This window comes from Micromonospora sp. NBC_00421 (assembly GCF_036017915.1).
GTDB lineage: Bacteria > Actinomycetota > Actinomycetes > Mycobacteriales > Micromonosporaceae > Micromonospora.
In genome coordinates this window covers 1,999,716-2,016,363 of record NZ_CP107929.1, presented here as the reverse complement: position 1 = coordinate 2,016,363, position 16,648 = coordinate 1,999,716, and the positions used below count along the sequence as shown (strand labels likewise).

General features: G+C 71.0%; 8 protein-coding genes and 1 pseudogene. 8 read left to right on the top strand and 1 reads right to left on the bottom strand.

Annotation, left to right across the window (positions count from 1 at the left end; genetic code table 11):
• Positions 1–45 precede the first annotated feature (45 nt).
• The 7 genes and pseudogenes from OHQ87_RS08780 to OHQ87_RS08750 form a co-directional block, all read left to right on the top strand.
• Positions 46–1,122 (top strand): annotated as a pseudogene (locus OHQ87_RS08780) (VWA domain-containing protein); the annotation flags it as partial.
• A 14-nt stretch (positions 1,123–1,136) separates the two neighbouring features.
• The gene (locus OHQ87_RS08775) at positions 1,137–2,249 is read left to right on the top strand and encodes an ATP-binding protein (RefSeq protein WP_328346714.1); all 1,113 of its coding nucleotides are present in this window, start codon (positions 1,137–1,139) and stop codon (positions 2,247–2,249) included.
• Positions 2,246–5,176, top strand: a complete 2,931-nt coding sequence (locus OHQ87_RS08770) for a DUF5682 family protein (RefSeq protein WP_328346713.1) — start codon at positions 2,246–2,248, stop codon at positions 5,174–5,176. The genes OHQ87_RS08775 and OHQ87_RS08770 overlap by 4 nt, the downstream gene beginning before the upstream one ends.
• Before the next feature lie 196 nt (positions 5,177–5,372).
• A complete protein-coding gene (locus OHQ87_RS08765) occupies positions 5,373–6,914 on the top strand; it encodes a cellulose binding domain-containing protein (RefSeq protein ID WP_328346712.1) in 1,542 nt (513 codons plus the stop codon).
• A gap of 353 nt (positions 6,915–7,267) precedes the next feature.
• A complete protein-coding gene (locus OHQ87_RS08760; protein WP_328346711.1) occupies positions 7,268–8,773 on the top strand; it encodes a phosphoesterase in 1,506 nt (501 codons plus the stop codon).
• 377 nt (positions 8,774–9,150) lie between these two features.
• Positions 9,151–11,889: a M14 family zinc carboxypeptidase gene (locus tag OHQ87_RS08755; RefSeq protein ID WP_328346710.1), complete on the top strand. Its 2,739-nt coding sequence runs from the start codon at positions 9,151–9,153 to the stop codon at positions 11,887–11,889.
• 186 nt (positions 11,890–12,075) lie between these two features.
• Complete coding sequence (locus tag OHQ87_RS08750; protein WP_328346708.1) at positions 12,076–13,677, top strand: class I SAM-dependent methyltransferase; 1,602 nt, start codon at positions 12,076–12,078, stop codon at positions 13,675–13,677.
• Positions 13,678–13,723: 46 nt separating this feature from the next.
• Here OHQ87_RS08750 and OHQ87_RS08745 read toward each other — a convergent pair whose 3' ends face one another.
• On the bottom strand, positions 13,724–14,614 hold the full coding sequence (locus OHQ87_RS08745; protein ID WP_328346706.1) for a hypothetical protein: 891 nt from the start codon (positions 14,612–14,614) through the stop codon (positions 13,724–13,726).
• Between the two features lie 469 nt (positions 14,615–15,083).
• On the opposite strand from OHQ87_RS08745, the gene OHQ87_RS08740 reads away from it, so the two are divergent.
• Complete coding sequence (locus tag OHQ87_RS08740; RefSeq protein WP_328346704.1) at positions 15,084–16,550, top strand: RICIN domain-containing protein; 1,467 nt, start codon at positions 15,084–15,086, stop codon at positions 16,548–16,550.
• The last annotated feature ends 98 nt before the right edge of the window (positions 16,551–16,648 follow it).

Genomic DNA, 16,648 nt, shown 5'->3' with positions numbered 1-16,648 from the left:
GACGCCACGACCGGGGGCGGTCACCCGGACGACGGCGACATCGGGACGCACCGGCCCGGCACGACCGAGGTACGCCGGGCGGCGCTGGTGTCGAAGCTGCTGCTCAACGTCTTCGGCACCGGGTCAGGGCCGGTCAGCGCCGGTCAACTGGCCCGTTGGCAGGCCGACGCCGGCTGGTTCGAGCAGGCGCTCGGCTGCCCCCCGGGTGAGCTGCGTCGGCAGGGTGGCACCGGGCTGGGCGGCACCCTCGCCGGCCTGGAGGGCGACCTGGTCCGCCGGATGCACCTGCGGGAGGTGCTGGCCGACCCGAAACTGGCCAGCCAGCTCACCCCCAGCATGTCGCTGATCGAGCAGCTGCTGCGGGACAAGGCGAATCTGTCCGGGGTGGCGCTGGCCAACGCCAAGGCGCTGATCCGGCGGTTCGTCGACGAGGTCGCCGAGGTGCTGCGGACCCAGGTCGAGCAGACAAGTGTCGGCACGATCGACAGGTCGGTGCCGCCGAAGCGGGTGTACCGCAACCTCGACCTCGACCGCACCATCTGGCAGAACCTCACCAACTGGAGCCCGGAGGACGAACGCCTCTACGTCGACCGGCTCTACTACCGGCAGACCGCCCGCAAGACCACCCCGTCGCGGCTGATCGTGGTGGTGGACCAGTCCGGCTCGATGGTCGACTCGATGGTCAACTGCACCATCCTGGCCTCGATCTTCGCCGGCCTGCCCAAGGTGGACGTGCACCTGATCGCGTACGACACCAGGGCGTTGGACCTGACCCCGTGGGTGCACGACCCGTTCGAGGTGCTGCTGCGGACCAAGCTCGGCGGCGGCAACGACGGGCCGGTGGCGATGGCGATGGCCCGCCCGAAGATCGTCGAGCCGCGCAACACGGTGCTGGTGTGGATCTCGGACTTCTACGAGTTCGACCGCTCCCAGCCGCTGTTCGACGGCATCGAGGCGGTGCACCGCTCCGGGGTGCGGTTCATCCCGGTCGGCTCGGTAAGCAGCTCCGGCCAGCAGAGCGTCAACCCCTGGTTCCGGCAGCGCCTCAAGGACCTGGGCACCCCGGTCCTCTCCGGCCACATCCGCAAACTCGTCTTCGAGCTCAAGAGCTTCCTCACTTAGGAGAGACACCCCTGATGTCCGAGATGTTGCGTGCCCCCGCCGAGGTCAAGTACGCCGAGGAACTCGACTACCTGGAGTCGGTCGACACCGGCCCGAAGCCGTTCTCCTGGCGGCTGAGCCCGCGCATGGTCCGGCTGTTCGTCCTCGGCTCGGAACGGGCCGACGGGCTGGAGCGGGAGATCCCGCAGAAGTGGTTCGGCGACCGCAGTTTCGTCGAACGCAGCATCGTGACCCTGGCGTCGGACCGGGGCCTGCTGCTCATCGGCGACCCCGGCACCGGCAAGAGCTGGCTGGCCGAGTTGCTGTCCGCCGCGATCTGCCGCAACTCCACCCTGGTGGTGCAGGGCACCGCCGGCACCACCGAGGACCACATCAAATACTCGTGGAACGTCTCGATGGTGATCGCCAAGGGCCAGTCCCGCGAGTCGATGATCCCGTCACCGATCATGACGGCGATGGAGCAGGGCGTGGTGGGCCGCTTCGAGGAGCTGACCCGGTCCACCAGCGACGTGCAGGACGCGCTGATCTCCATCCTGTCGGAGAAGTACGTCTCCATCCCCGAGCTGAACGACGACAACATCGTCTTCGCCCAGCCCGGATTCTCCATCATCGCCACCGCGAACAGTCGGGACCGGGGCGTCAACGACCTGTCGTCGGCGTTGAAGCGGCGGTTCAACTTCGTCCGGATCCCGGTGGTCACCAACAAGCGCAGCGAGGCGGAGATCGTCCGGTTCCGCACCGAGGAGCTGCTGCGGCGGCACCGCATCGAGTTGGACGTGCCGCCCACCCTGCTGGACATCCTGCTGCAGAGCTTCGCCGACCTGCGGGCCGCCGCCGCGTCGGCGACCAGCGACGACGAGAAGCTGGAGTCGGCGCTGTCCACCGCCGAGCAGATCGGCGTGCTGGAGGACGCCATCCTGCACAGCCAGTTCTTCGGCGACCGTACCCTGCGGGCGGAGACGCTGGCCGGGTCGCTGATGGGGTCGCTGGCCCGGCGCAGCCCGGAGGACCTGGCGATCCTCAACAAGTACCTGCACGGGGTGGTGGAGCCCCGGGCCAAGCAGGACAGCGCCGGCTGGGCGGGCTTCCTCGACGGCGGTCGCCAGGCGATCGCCTCGCTGTCATGACCGCCGACACCGCCACCGGCACCGCCCCGGTCGATCCGCACCGCGCGGGCGGTGCCGAGGACCCGGGCCCCGCCGCCGGGGGTGGCGTGGTCGCCGGGCCGTTCGGGGCGCTGCGGGAGCAGCTCACCGATGCGGCGGCCACCTTCGCCGGCTCCGCCGACGCGCTGGCCGGCATCCTCGCCGGCATCGTCGACGACGTCGACCGGGCGCTGGGTGAGCGGTTGGAGATCTTCCCGGTCTGTCACCACTCGCCGGCCTCGGCGCTGGCGATGGTACGCCGGCTGCGGCACAAGCAGCCCAAGGTGATCTACCTGGAACTCTGCGAGGATCTCCAGCCCCTCCTGGACGAGTTGCGCAACTGCCGGTTACCGGTGGCGGTGCAGGCGTTCGCCTCCGAGCTGGACGGCTTCCCCGCCGAGTGGGGGCCGCTCAGTGTGGTCGCGCCGGTCACCGAGGCGTCCGCCGAGTACCAGGCGATCGCGTACGCATTGGAGACGCCGGGGGTGGAGCTGGTGCTGGTGGACCGGTCCACCGACCACGTCTTCCAGTGGTCCCCCCGCGACGACGCCCCGCCGGCCGGGGACGACACCGCACCGGCGGCGGCCACCGCGTCGACCGGGGGCGCGGGTGAGCAGGCGGCGCTGCACGGCGACGCGGTCGGCGTGGAGATCGGCGACCTGCGGCCCCGGTTCGCCGAGCTGGAGGCGTACCTGCTGCACCACGGCAAGGTGCGGCACTGGTCGGAGTGGTGGGACCAGTACGTCGAGCGGCCCCTCGCCGACGCCGACCACGACACCTACCGGCAGGTTATGGTGCTGATCGGCAGCCTGTTCCGGCGGCTGCGACCCGCCGGGTCGGACCGTACCGACCGTGACGAGGACCGGGAACGTTACATGTGGACCCGGATGCGGGAGCACCTCGCCGCGTCCGGGGCCGATCCGGCGGACTGTCTCTACGTGTGCGGCGCGTTCCACGCCGCCAGCCGGGTCGCACAGTTCGGCCTGGACTCCCCCGCCCCGGACTTCGAGATCACCCCCCGCACCGGCACCCGCTGGCGGTACGGGCTGATCCCGTCGAGCCACTCGGCCATCGAGGCGCAGTTCGGCCTGGCACCGGGTTCGGTGTCGATCGCCGCCGCCACCTGGACCAAGGCGGTGGGCGGGTCGGGCCTGACGCCCTACCGGCTCGACGGCCAACGGGGCGGGAAGACCCGGGGCCGACGCAAGGCAACGGTGCCGGTCGCCGCGCCGGCCGGGTCGGTCGCCGACCGGCTCACCGGGTTCCTCGCCGCGCCCCCGCACCTGGACGGGCTGGACGAGGCGGAGCTGCGCGGCTGGTGCGTGGACATCGTCCGGTTGGCCCGACGCAACGGCTACCTGGCCAGCACCGCCGACGCGATCGCGGTGTTCGAAACCTCGATCCTGCTGGCCGGATTGCGCAACCGGGCCCGCCCGACCCCGTACGACTTCGCCGACGCGGCGGTGACCTGCATCGAGAAGGACGTCGTACCGGGTCGACGGGACGTGCGGCGGCTCTGCGAGATCCTGCTCGGCGGGGACCGGATCGGGCAGGTCGGCTACGACGCCCTGCCGCCGCTTGCCCGCGACGTGCTCGACCGGCTCCAACCGCTCGGGCTGGACCTGGAGAAACGCACCATCGGGCGGGCCCTGCTGGACCTGCACGCCAATCCCGGGCTGACCGGCTGCTCGGATCTGCTGTGGATGCTGCGGCACCTGCTCCCGGCCGACGCGGTCCGCCCGATCATGGGTGAACGCCGGTTGGGGCACCGGTCGATCCAGGAGAGCTGGGACCTCGCGTTGGGCCGCCACCAGCGGGCGCTGATCGAGCTGGGCTACGAGGGGGTGACCGTCGAACAGGTGCTGGAGCAGCGGCTGCGCCGATCGGTCCGGGGCCCGGACGCGACCGCCGCCGGTGCCCTCGCCGCCGTGGAGGACGCCATCCGGCTGCTGAACAGCCCCCGGTTGGTCGACGAGCTGGGCACCCGGGCGGTGGAGCTGCTGGCCACCGAGCGCACCGTGGACGACGCCCCCGAGGTGCTGCGGCGGATCCGCCGGTTGCTGGCCCACCACCGGGCCACCGCGCCGACCCTGCCGGCCTGGTGCGAGGCGTTCGTGACGACCGGTTACGCGCACTACTGCACCCTGCTGCCGACCGCGTTCGTCGAGGAGGAAACCGGGGTCCGGCAGGTCGGGGCGATGCTGGGCTTCCTGTTCAGCATGGAGAGCCTGGCGCTCTCCCTGGGCTGCGACCGGTCCCAGCTCGAGCTCGCGGTGGCCCAGTCGCATCCGGAGACACCGGCGAAGGTCGCCCTGGTCTGGGCGGCCCGACACCAGCTCGGCCTGCTGCCGTTGGCCGAGCTGCGGGAGCGCTGCGGGCAACTGTTGGCCAACCCGCTGGTGGTGCCGGCCTTCCCGCGCTACCTCTCCGGTTTCGTGCACGCGCTGGAACCGGTGCCGGGGCTCGCGCCGTTCGTGGTGGAGACGATGTCCACCGCCTTCGCCCGGCTGCCCGACCCGGTGCTGCTGCCCTGGCTGCCCACTCTGATCACCACGTTGCGGGAACACGGCCCGGAGCTGGTCCCGTTGCTGGTCCGTGAGGCCGCGCGTACCTTCCCGGGGACGTTGCCCGAGTTGGATGCCTGGGTGCCGCCCTGGCTGGGGCCGGCGCCCGCACCCGCGCCGACGACGCACCGGGCCGGGCCGGTGGGGCAGGTGCACACCCTGCTCGCCGGGCATCCGGTGGCGGTCGACGCGGTCGCCGCGCTGCTCGGCTGCGACGGCGACTGGTCGACGCCGCCCGCCGGCCCGGTGGGGGTGGCGGTGCCGGCGCTGCTGGCTGAGCACCCGGCCACCGCGCAGGCGGTCGCCGCCCTGCTCGTCGGCCCGCAACGGGGTCGCCTCCGATGAGGTCGATCGGAGCCGGGGCCTGCTTCCCGGCACGCCATCGGCGGTCGACGCACGTCCCGATCCGGGTCGTGTGAGATGTCCCATGCCCGCCGGAAGACAGGCGGGCGGCAGGCAGGAGCATCGCCGACGGTCCCGCCGGATTCTTGCCGATGCTTCTGCCTGTTCTCGGCGCCCCGGGATCACTTGACTCACAGCCATGACGCAAACCCGGAATGTGACCTACCGCGTGGTGGTCGCCGGCGTGCTGCTCGGTGCCACGGTGGTGGTCGGTCCGCTGGCGGCGCCCTCACACGCCGCGCCCAGCCAGCCGTTCGCACCGTCGGCGACGACGCCGACGCCCGAGAACGGCCGCTCCATTCTCGACCTGATCCCGGCGCAGACGCGGGACCGGATGCTCGCCCAGGCCCCGCTCGTCGACGCCGCCAACGTCGTCCGCACCGCCGTCGATGCCGGTGCGCCGCGCGGCTACGCCGGTATCGGGCTGGTGGACGACCACGTCACCCTCTGGTGGAAGGGCACCCTGCCCGGTGACGTCGCGGCGGCGGTGACGACCGCTCGCCGTACCGCACCGGTCGAGGTCGTCGGGGCGACCTACACCCGCAGCGAGTTGAAGAAGGCGGCGGCGAAGCTCGCCCCCGTCGTCGAGGCCGACCCGAACGACGCCGCCCACGCCGTCCGGCTGCGGACCGACGGCTCCGGGATCGAGGTCGCGGTCGACCCGAAGGCCGGCGCGAAGCAGCCGAAGCTGCCGGCGACCGGAGTCACCACCCGGACGGTGGTGCGCGAACGGATGGTCGAGCGGTCCCGGTACAACGACTCCGCGCCGTACGACGGCGGGATCGGCATCGGCCTGACCACCTACGCCTGCACCGCCGGCTTCGGCGTCCGCAACCACAGCACCAACGTGGGCTACCTGCTCACCGCGGAACACTGCGGTCCCATCGGGCAGGCCTGGCACGTCGGCTGGAACACGAACACCAACACCGGCACGCTGATCGGCTACTCGGTCGCCAGCAACGACGACCACGACACCATGCTGGTCTCCACCTCCTCGCCGGGCAGCCACATCTATGTCGGTGGGCAGAACGACGAGGTACGCGCCCAGGTGACCGGGTGGACCGAGGTCTTCCCCGGCCAACTGCTCTGCCAGTCGGGATACACCTCGGCCGGTGAGATCGGCGGACCGGTCTGCAACCTGCGGGTCGACTTCCACTACGACGACATCGAGGACCTGGTCGAGGCCACCCAGCTCGACGGCGCGGAGTCGGCCCGGGGCGGCGACAGTGGTGGGCCGGTCTACTCGGTCAACGCCAACGGCACCGTCCTCGCGGCCGGCACCACCACCCGGTCGGCCGGTCCCGGCTTCGGCTTCCAGGACTTCGCCACCGCCCGGGACGACTACGGCGACATCCGGCCGGCGACCACCCTCACGAGCACCTGCCGGGTGTCGTACGTGGTGACCAACTCCTGGGGCACCGGCTTCAACGCCAGCATCACCGTCTACAACGACGGTCCGACGGTCAACGGCTGGTCGCTCGGCTGGACCTTCCCCGGCAGCCAGCTGATCCAGGGCCACTGGAACGGCGTCTTCCAACAGACCGGCGCGGCCGTCACGGTGGCCAACGAGAGCCAGAACGCCAACATCCCGACCAACGGGGCGGTCAGCTTCGGCTTCACCGCCAGCGGCGCTCCCACCACCCCGGCACCCTTCACGCTCAACGGGACCACCTGCAACTGACCCGTCCCGGCCGCCCCGGGCACCGAAGCCGGGCGGCACCCCCACACCCTGGTCGTCCGTCACGATCCGGATGACCATCAGGTCGGGCCCCGCCGGTCACCCCGGCGGGGCCACGGCACATCCACGCTCCGCCCGATGCCCGCCGGCCGTCGCCGACCTGCCTTGACCTCGGGTGGAGGTCCCCGTCGCGCTGCGCGACGGGGACCTCCACCCGACGCGCGGCCGGGGACGGGACCTCCGCTGGCCGGGCGGCGTTCATGCCGGTCCCGGCCACCGTGCAACGGCTGTTCACCAGCCTCTCGCAGGCTTCGTGATCGACACGGTCACCACCGGATCGAGCGGAGGGCTCCGCAGTGCAGGACAGGGAATCCGAGGACGCCACAGGCGGTCAGCTGTCGCGTCGCCAACTGGTGAAGTACGCGGGCGTCGGCGCGACGCTCGCCGCCACCGGCCCGTTCGTGGGCGTCGAGGCGGCCCAGGCCGACCCGGACCGGCAGGATCAGACGAAGGCCGGCTCAGCGCGGCCCGACAACCGGAGCTGGCGGGCCGGCGACCACCACATCCACTCCGAGTACAGCGGCGACTTCGACACCTCGACGAACCCGCCGACGTTCCGCAAGGGCGCCGACGCGGTCTACCCGATCGTCACCAACGCGATCATGGCGAAGAACTTCGGGCTGACCTGGGCGATGTGCACCGACCACGGCGGGCCCACGCACTCCAAGGTGAACCTGGAGCAGGCGTACCCCGATCTGCTGCGGTCCCGCCGGCTGGTGCCCGAGGTGTTGCAGTTCTGGGGGATGGAGTTCGACGCCCCGGCGATGGACCACCACACCCTGATGATCCCGCGGCACGCCGACGAGGCGAAGCAGCTCTTCGAGCTGGAGAGCCGGTTCGCCAAGCGGGACCCGTTCCCGGCCGACCCCGGCCGGGACACCGAGGCCAAGATGGTGGAGTTCCTCAAGGTGGCCCGGAACATGCCGCACAAGCCGCTGGTGATCGCGCACCACACCTCCCGGTCGGCGACCGGGCTCGGGGTCTACGGGCAGGACCTCCCGCACGAGTTCCGCAACGGCAACGACGCGGCACCGGACGTGTACGTCGGCTTCGAGGGCGCCCCGGGGCACCAGGCGGCCCCGCTCAACGGGGGCGCCCGCGGCGGGTACGGCAACCACCCCACCTACGGCGGCTACGACCAGGCGACCGCCCGGGTCGGCGGGCTGTGGGACGCGCTGCTCGGTGAGGGACGGCACTGGTGGATCACCGCCACCTCCGACTCGCACGTGCACTGGTCGCGCGGCGGCGCGGACTTCTGGCCTGGTGAGTACAGCAAGACCTACGTGCTGGCCCGCCAGGAGTACCGCGACATCATGGACGGGCTGCGCCACGGACGGATCTTCGTCACCACCGGTGACCTGATCACCCGGCTCGACGTCACCGCCAGCAGCCAGGGGCGCTCGGCCGAGATGGGCGAGACCATCACGGTCAGCCGCCGTAACCGCACCGACGTCGACGTCGAGATCCGGTTCCGGCCGCCGGCCGGGACGAACGCCAACGGGGACCGCCCGCAGGTCCGGCGGGTGGACCTGATCGTCGGTCAGATCACCGGCCCGAGCGCCGACCGGGACGCCGACACCAATCCCACCACCTCGGTGGTCGCCCGGTTCGGCCCCGGCGACTGGCGGCAGCAGGGCGCCGATCACGTCATCCGGCACACCCTGCGCAACGTCGACACCGACAGCTACCTGCGGGTACGCGGCACCAGCACCGACGAGGCCGAGCCGCTCGCCGACGGGCTGGAGAGCCCGTGGAGCGACCTGTGGTTCTACTCGAACCCGGTGTTCGTCCGGGTGCGCTGACCGACCGGCCCCCGTGCCCGCCGTCGCCGCTGCCAGCGGGGCCGGCGGGCACGGGGGCCGGTCTCGTTTCGTGGACACCCGCAGACGCGACCCGGGCCACCCGCACCGTCGACGCGGCAACCGACCTCCACAGTGGATAGGTCGACTCGCCGCTGAACGCCCGCGTTCGACCAGGTGTGGGGCAATTGGCAGATCACGTATCGCCGCCCTGTTGTGAATCTTGACCGCCCGAAAGCGCAGGTCATACGCTCCGGGCACCCCTGATTCATTTCCCGGGAAGGGAAACTGGACACCTTATGCGACCTGCGGACATCCGATCCACATTGCTTTCCCCCAGGCGGCTGGCGAGCGCCACCGCAATCGTACTACTAGCCGGAATGACGCCCCTACTGGTCGGCCCGTCGGCCGCCGCCGCGCCCCCGACGACCTGTAGTACCGATCCGGCCGACCGACTGGCCTCGGTGCCCAGCCCGGAGAGCTTCCTCGGCTTCCCGCTCGGCACCGGCCAGGAGCGGGTGGTCACCAACGAGGAGGTCCGGGGCTACCTGAGCGCCGTGGACACCGCCTCGAAGCGGGTCGTCACCGGCGTCATGGGCACCAGTGTGCTCGGCCAGCCGCTGCCGTACGCGGTCGTGTCGAACGAGCGTAACGTGCGACCGGCCGTGCTCAAGGGCATCGCCGAGGACGTCCGTTCGCTGCGCGACCCCCGCCAGGTCGACCAGCAGCGGGCCGGCGAGATCGCCGAGGCGGCCCCGGCGATCGTCTGGGTCACCGCCAACGTGCACGGCGGCGAGAAGAGCGGCACCGACGCCGCCCTCAAGACGTTGTACGAGCTGGCCGCCGGGCTGTCCTGCGAGGTCCAGCAGCGCAACGACAACCTGGTCACGATCATCGTGCCGACGCAGAACCCGGACGGCCGCGACGCCAGCCGCCGGCAGAACGAGTACGGCTTCGACATGAACCGGGACTGGTTCGCCCGGACCCAGCAGGAGACCGACGGCAAGCTCGAGCTGATGCGGAAGTACCCGCCGCAGGTCTTCATCGACGCGCACGAGATGGGCGGCCGACAGTACTTCTTCCCGCCGAACGCCGACCCGATCCACCACGAGATCGCCGGCGAGGCGGTGGACTGGATCAACCGGATCGGCGAGGCCAACAAGACCGGCTTCGGCTACAACGGCGCGTGCAGCGCCACGGTGACCACCGAGTGCTACTTCAACTACTCCACCTACGACCTGTTCTTCATGGGGTACGGCGACACGGTGCCGGCCGCCGGCTTCGGCGCAGCCGGCATGACCTTCGAGAAGGGCAGTTCGTCGGCGGTGGCCGACCGGGTGCAGCAGCAGTTCCACACCCAGTGGTCGACCCTCGGCTGGGCGGCGGCGCACAAGAGCGAGGTGCTCAACGGCTGGTTCAAGGTCTGGAAGGACGCGCTCGCCCAGGGTCGGGCCGGCACGTTGGAGCCCAACGAGGTGGTCCAGCCCACCAACACCGTGCAGTTCCCGGTGCCGAACCAGACCGTCCGGTCGTACTTCCTGCTGCCCGACCGGCAGCTCGCCGACGCCCGGCAGCTGGTCGAGCGGCTGCGCCGGATGGACGTCGAGGTCTACCAGGTCAAGAAGGCCGTCAAGCTGCCCACCGCGAAGCTCTTCGGCGGCCGCTCGGCGACCAACCTGACCGTGCCGGTCGGCTCGTACTGGATCCCGATGAACCAGCCGCAGAAGCACTGGATCCAGGCGATCATGGGTGAGGACCCGTACACGCCGTTCCCGTACTTCTACGACGTGTCCTCGTGGAGCAACCCGCTGCTGATGGGCGTGAACGCCGTCTACACAGGCGCCGACGTCAAGCCCAACGCGGAGCTGATCGACAAGATCCAGAACACCGGTGGCGGCAAGATCCTGGCCGCCCCGCCGTTGAAGGGCTCCTACACCTTCGCGCTGGACTCCGCCGCCGCGGCCGAGTTCACCTTCACCCTGCTGGGTAAGGGCGTGGAGCTGGTCCGGGACCTGGACAGCGGCGAGGTGGGAATGCCTGCCGGCGCGCTGACCCCGGAGCTGAACACCACTGCCAAGAAGCTCGGCGTGACGCTCACCCCGTACACCACGGCGGCGGTCGGCACCCCGGTCAGCCGGCCGGACGTCGGGCTGTTCCAGGGCACCGGCATCTCCACGACCTCCGGCTCGCACGGTGAGGCCCGGTACGTGCTGGGCAAGCGGTGGGGCCTCGACCTCACCCCGGTCACCACCGCCGACATCAACGACAACACCCCCGCCTTCACCAACCGGACGGTGCTGCTGGTGCCGGACGGCAGCAACGCGACAGGCGGGCTGACCGCGACCGGGCAGGCCAACCTGCGCGCCTGGATCGCCCAGGGCCACACCTACCTCGGCCTGCGCAACGAGGGCACCCGGATGGCCCGCGCCGCCGGGCTCACCTCGACCACCGAGAAGCCGAAGCCGACCGGCTACACGGTGATCGGCTCGCACCTGCGGGTCGACGTGGACCCGGACAGCCCGGTCGGGTTGGGCCGGCCTGCGGAGGACTTCGAGTTCAACAACAACGACCCGATCCTCAACCCGAGCAGCACCGGCCGCAACGTGCTCCGCTACCCCAGCGGGGACACGTTCTGGGCCAACGGCTACACGGTGCAGGGTGACGCGCTCAAGGGCACCGTCGCGGTGGTGGACGAGCCGACCGGTGCCGGACGGGCGGTGCTGTTCGCGTTCAACCCGCTGTTCCGAGCGTACAACGAGAGTGGTCTGCACCTGGTGGCGAACGCGCTGCTGTACCCGGCCACCGGCACGGCGGCCCGGACCGCGTCGCCGGTTGCGGTCGACCCGGCCCGCGCCGCCGCGGCGGCCACCCCGGTCGCCGAGAACCTGGGCGGCGAGTGGCGGCCGTTCACCATCCAGGTGGCCGCCGGTGACCTGGCCCGTACCGAGGCGGTCGTCGACAGGTACACCGACACCGCCCGGGTCTCCGTGACGGACGGCTCGGCGTACCTGATGATCCCGAACCCGGCGGGTCTCCAGATCGACGAGCACCCGTTCCTGGGCGACCTGGTGCGGACCCTGCGGGCCGAGCAGGTCCCGCTGCGTTCCGTGGTGGGCTGAGCCCACCGGTTGGGGGCGGCACCGCGCGGTGCCGCCCCCAACCGGCCCAGACACCTCCAACCGTCCAGACACCTCCAACCGTCCAGACACCCCGACCGGCCCAGACACCCACGCGGAGCCTGCGGCTCCCTCCCCACCGGGCACCCCGCGCGGCGCCGGGCAGCCGGCGTCGGCTAGGAACTGGGGATGCCCCGCTACCTGCTGTTTCCCGGCCGACATCACCTGCTGACCCGGTTCCAGGCCGACTATCTGCACCGGCTCGCCACCGGCGGTAACCGCTACGCTCCCGACGGTGGACGCGGGGTGGTGGGAGGCGACCACGACGCCACTGCCGAGGACGTATCCGAGCATGCCGACGAGGTCACAGTGGTCTGGGCGGTCACCTCGGCCAACCACGAGAACACCCGTCGCAACCCGGTCCCCTACCACCGCCGGGAGGCGGCGATCGAACGGTTCAGCGTGCTGGCGGGGCTGCGCTCGGTGGTGGTGCCGGTCTTCGACACCGCCGCCACCGACCGGTTCGCCGAGGTGACCCTGAAGAACGTGGCGGCGACCGCCGGCCTGGAGCTGACCCCGGCGAACACCGTGGTCGCCTGTTCGACCCCGCAGGTCGCCGACATGTACGCCGGGCTGGGGTTCCCGATCGCCGGGGTGGAGGCGGACGTCGACCCGGCACCCGCCCGACCGTGGGACGTGCTGCTGCGGCTGGCCGCCGACGACCCGTCCTGGCAGGAGCTGGCCCACCCCGCGACCCTCGACGTGTACGCCCGCTACCGGCTCGACGAGCTGGTCCGCTCGGTGGTCAACGACCCGGTGGTCGGGGACGAGGGCGGGCTGACCGCCACCCGCGACTACCGGACGTACGCCGAGGCGTTCGCCGACGCGGCGCAGCGCAAGTGGGCGGCGGTGCGCGAGCACGTGCGGCCCGGCCGGATCGTCGACGTCGGCTGCGGCGCGGGCGCGGTGCTGGAGCTGGCCGACCGGGAGCCGGCGCTGCGGGAGAGCGACCTGATCGGGGTGGAGGTGGCCCGGCACCTGTACGAGGAGTGCGTGCACAAGAAGGCGCAGGGCTTCTTCGCCAACCCGAACGTGTTCTTCTACCGCCGCAACGTGCTCGGTGGGGCGGTCTTCGCACCCCGCTCGGTGGACACCACGATGACCTTCGCGCTGACCCACGAGATCTGGTCCTACGGCGACCGGATGGCGTCGCTGCGCCGGTTCGTGCAGGCCATCTACGACCACACGGTGCCCGGCGGGGTGTGGATCAACAGTGACGTGTGCGGCCCGGACGGCCGGGACCGGACGGTGCGGCTCCGGCTGTCGACCACCGACGGGACGAACCCGGCACGGCCCCGCACCGACCTGGCGGCGCTGCCGGCCGAGCAGGTGGCCGGGCGGCTCGCCGGGCTGTCGACGCGGGCCCGGCTGGACCAGTTCGCCGTCGACTACCGGTTCCCGTTCCCGCACCGCCCGGTCGACGACGGCACCGGCGAGCTGGTCGAACTGCCGCTCGGCGCGGCGATGGACTTCCTCACCCGCAAGGACTACACCGACAACTGGTTGTCGGAGACCCGGGAGGAGTTCTGCGGGCTGGAGTGGGCCGACTGGAAGTCCCTGCTGGCCGACGTGGGCTTCGAGGTCGACCCGGCCAGCGGTCCGTACCGCAACGACTGGATCGTCACCCACCGGCTCGCGCCGACCGCAGCGCTGTCCACGGTGGACGGGGCACCACTGGACTGGCCGGTGACGCACGTGCTGCTTGTCGCCCGCCGCCCGGTCAACACCTGAGTGGGCCGCCGGGGGCGGGAGGATGCTCCCGCCCCCGGCCGCGACCTCACGACAGGAACTTGTCCAGCGCGGCCTCGATGGTGCCGCTGTCCGGCGCCGCGTACGCCGTCATCGTCGTCTTGTTGTACGAGATGAAGCTCGGGCACCGGGTCGCCGGGGCGTTCACGGTGCCGCCGTCGCCGATCTTCTCCGCGGTCTTGGCGGCGAAGAAGGTCAGCTGGTAGCGCGAGGAGATGTAGGAGACGCTGACGCTCTTGCCGGCGCTGTCCTTGTAGTCGCACTTCTTGGGCGCGCCCTCGCTGCCCGGGACCATCGACATGCAGCCGACCACCGACACGGTGGTGAAGTCGGCCGACTTGGCGTAGTAGCGCTTGTCGGAGCCGACCAGCTTCGACGACCAGAACGTCGGCCGCTCGGGGTTGTTCGAGAAGACGTACGCCTTGGCGGTGGCCGGGCCGCTGTAGGTGGCCGCGTTGAGGATCGGGCTGCCGTCGCAGACCGAGGACAGGTCGCTGGAGTACCGGGCGGTCACCGCGTTGTTGTTGTTGTTCGGCTGCTCCGGCGACGACTCCGACGGCTGCGGGCTGGCCGAGGTGTCCGTGCCGGGCCCGGAATCGGTGGTCGCGTTCGGCGACGGCGTCGGGTCGGCCTCGTCGTCGGAGTTGACCAGGGCGAGCCCGATGCCCGCGCCACAGAGCGCGAGGATGAGGACCACGGCACCGACGATCAGGCCGATGACCAGACCCCGGTTCGACTTCTGCGGCGGCACCGGCACCCCGAACTGCGGGGCCTGGCCGTACTGCGGGGCCTGGCCGTATTGCGGGGGCTGACCGGGCTGGCCGTACGCCGGGTAGCCGGCGGGCGGGGCCGGCGGCCCGCTCCACGGGGTGACGTTCGGATCCGGCTGTTCTCCGTACGGAGGGTGACTGTTGCTCATCTGAAGCCCTTATCGCTGTCGACGGTACCCAGGCACTGGATCATCGGTCAGGGTAGTGAGCGGCACAAACCGAGACGCTCGTTGCCAGACGGCAATCAACCCCAACCGACCACACCGGGTGATAGGTGATCACTCTGCGCGACGATCTCCGGTGCCTTCGCCCGTCGAACCGAGTCTTCGGTGGTGAAATGTGGGGTGCGGAAAAGGGATTCGGCCCGTAAAGCGCCTTCCGTGCCGGACACCGCGAGAAGGGTTCACAATGTGACGCATATCATTGCTCGCCATCCCGACGATCGGCACAGCCGGGCCCACCCGGTCGACCAGGGACCCCGCCTCCACTCCCAAAATATTGATGCTCATCACATCGACTTATGGGCACTAATGAGTGTGTCGGCCTATCGTGATGGGCGAAGAAAGGGCCCGCGCGTCCCTGCGGGCACCTCGCGTCCACCGCAAGAGGAGTCGGCCCATGCCTGCCGCGCCGAGACCCACCACCCTCCGACGGATCGTCCTCGCCCTCGCCGCCTGCGCGGCCCTGCTCGCCCCGCTCACCCTCACCGCACCTGCCGGGGCGGCGCCGGTCACCGTGCCCAACGGCACCCAGTTCACCGACACCGCCGGCGCCGGGGTGCACGCCCACGGCGGCGGCATGATCAAGGTGGGTGACTACTACTACTGGTTCGGCGAGAACCGCAACGACAACAACACCTTCCGGTACGTGTCGGTCTACCGCTCGACCGACCTGCGCACCTGGGAGTTCCGCAACAACGTGCTCACCCAGTCCTCCGCCGGGGAACTGGCGACGGCCAACATCGAACGACCGAAGGTGATCTACAACGCCACCACCGGCCAGTACGTGCTCTGGATGCACTGGGAGAACGGCGTCGACTACAACCAGGCCCGGGTCGCGGTGGCCACCTCCAGCACGGTCGACGGGAACTACCGTTACCTGGGCAGCTTCCGGCCGCTGGGCCACGACTCCCGGGACCAGACCGTGTTCCGCGACGACGACGGCACCGCGTACCTGATCTCCGCCACCCGCAACAACGCGGACCTGAACATCTACCGCCTCACCGCCGACTACACCGGGGTCGCGTCGCTGGTCCGGACGCTGTGGCCGGACAACTACCGGGAGGCCCCGGCGATGTTCAAACGCAACGGGGTCTACTTCCTGGTCACCTCGGGCGCCACCGGCTGGTCACCCAACCAGGCCCGGTACGCCACGGCGAGCAGCGTCGGCGGCACCTGGACGAACCCGACCAACTTCGCCGACGGCACCACCTACGACTCCCAGTCGGCGTACGTGCTGCCGGTGCAGGGCAGCGCCGCCACCTCGTACCTCTACCTCGGCGACCGGTGGGCCGGCGCGACGGGCGGCCCGGTCAACCAGTCCCGGTACGTCTGGCTGCCACTGAACTTCCCCTCGGCCACCTCGCTCACCATGAGCTGGTACCCGCAACTGACAATCGACACCGCCACCGGCGTGGTCACCGGGGTCGCCGGCGGCTACACCTACGAGACCCTGCGCGCCCGGCACAGCGGCAAGTGTCTGGACGTGCTCGACCGGTCCACCGCCGACGCCGCCACCGTGGCCCAGTACTCCTGCAACAGCGGCACCAACCAGCAGTGGCAGGTGCGCGACGCCGGCTCCGGCTACGTCCAGATCGTCGCCCGGCACAGCGACAAGTGCCTCACCGTGGCCGGCGGGTCCACCGCCGACAGCGCTGCGGTGCAGCAGTTCGCCTGCCAGTCCGGCCGCACCGACCAGCAGTGGCAGGCACGCGACGCGGGCTCCGGGTACGTCCAGTTCGTGGCCCGGCACAGCGGCAGGTGCCTCGACGTCACCGGCAACTCCACCGCCGACGGCGCCCGCGTGATCCAGTACACCTGTGGCTCCGGCACCAACCAGCAGTGGCAGCGGGTGGGCGTCGCCTGACCACCCCCGTCCGCCGTCCCGCAGGCCGGGACGGCGGACGGCCGCCACCCGCGTCCCACCAGCCCCGGAACAAGGTGTGACGATACCCTCACCCCGGG

What these genes read in the sequence shown, in the direction of transcription:
- OHQ87_RS08755 (WP_328346710.1), top strand. Translation starts at nt 9,151, where the DNA reads ATGACGCCCCTACTGGTCGGCCCGTCGGCCGCCGCCGCGCCCCCGACG.
- OHQ87_RS08770 (WP_328346713.1), top strand. Translation starts at nt 2,246, where the DNA reads ATGACCGCCGACACCGCCACCGGCACCGCCCCGGTCGATCCGCACCGC.
- OHQ87_RS08745 (WP_328346706.1), bottom strand. Translation starts at nt 14,614, where the DNA reads ATGAGCAACAGTCACCCTCCGTACGGAGAACAGCCGGATCCGAACGTC.
- OHQ87_RS08775 (WP_328346714.1), top strand. Translation starts at nt 1,137, where the DNA reads ATGTCCGAGATGTTGCGTGCCCCCGCCGAGGTCAAGTACGCCGAGGAA.
- OHQ87_RS08765 (WP_328346712.1), top strand. Translation starts at nt 5,373, where the DNA reads ATGACGCAAACCCGGAATGTGACCTACCGCGTGGTGGTCGCCGGCGTG.
- OHQ87_RS08740 (WP_328346704.1), top strand. Translation starts at nt 15,084, where the DNA reads ATGCCTGCCGCGCCGAGACCCACCACCCTCCGACGGATCGTCCTCGCC.
- OHQ87_RS08750 (WP_328346708.1), top strand. Translation starts at nt 12,076, where the DNA reads ATGCCCCGCTACCTGCTGTTTCCCGGCCGACATCACCTGCTGACCCGG.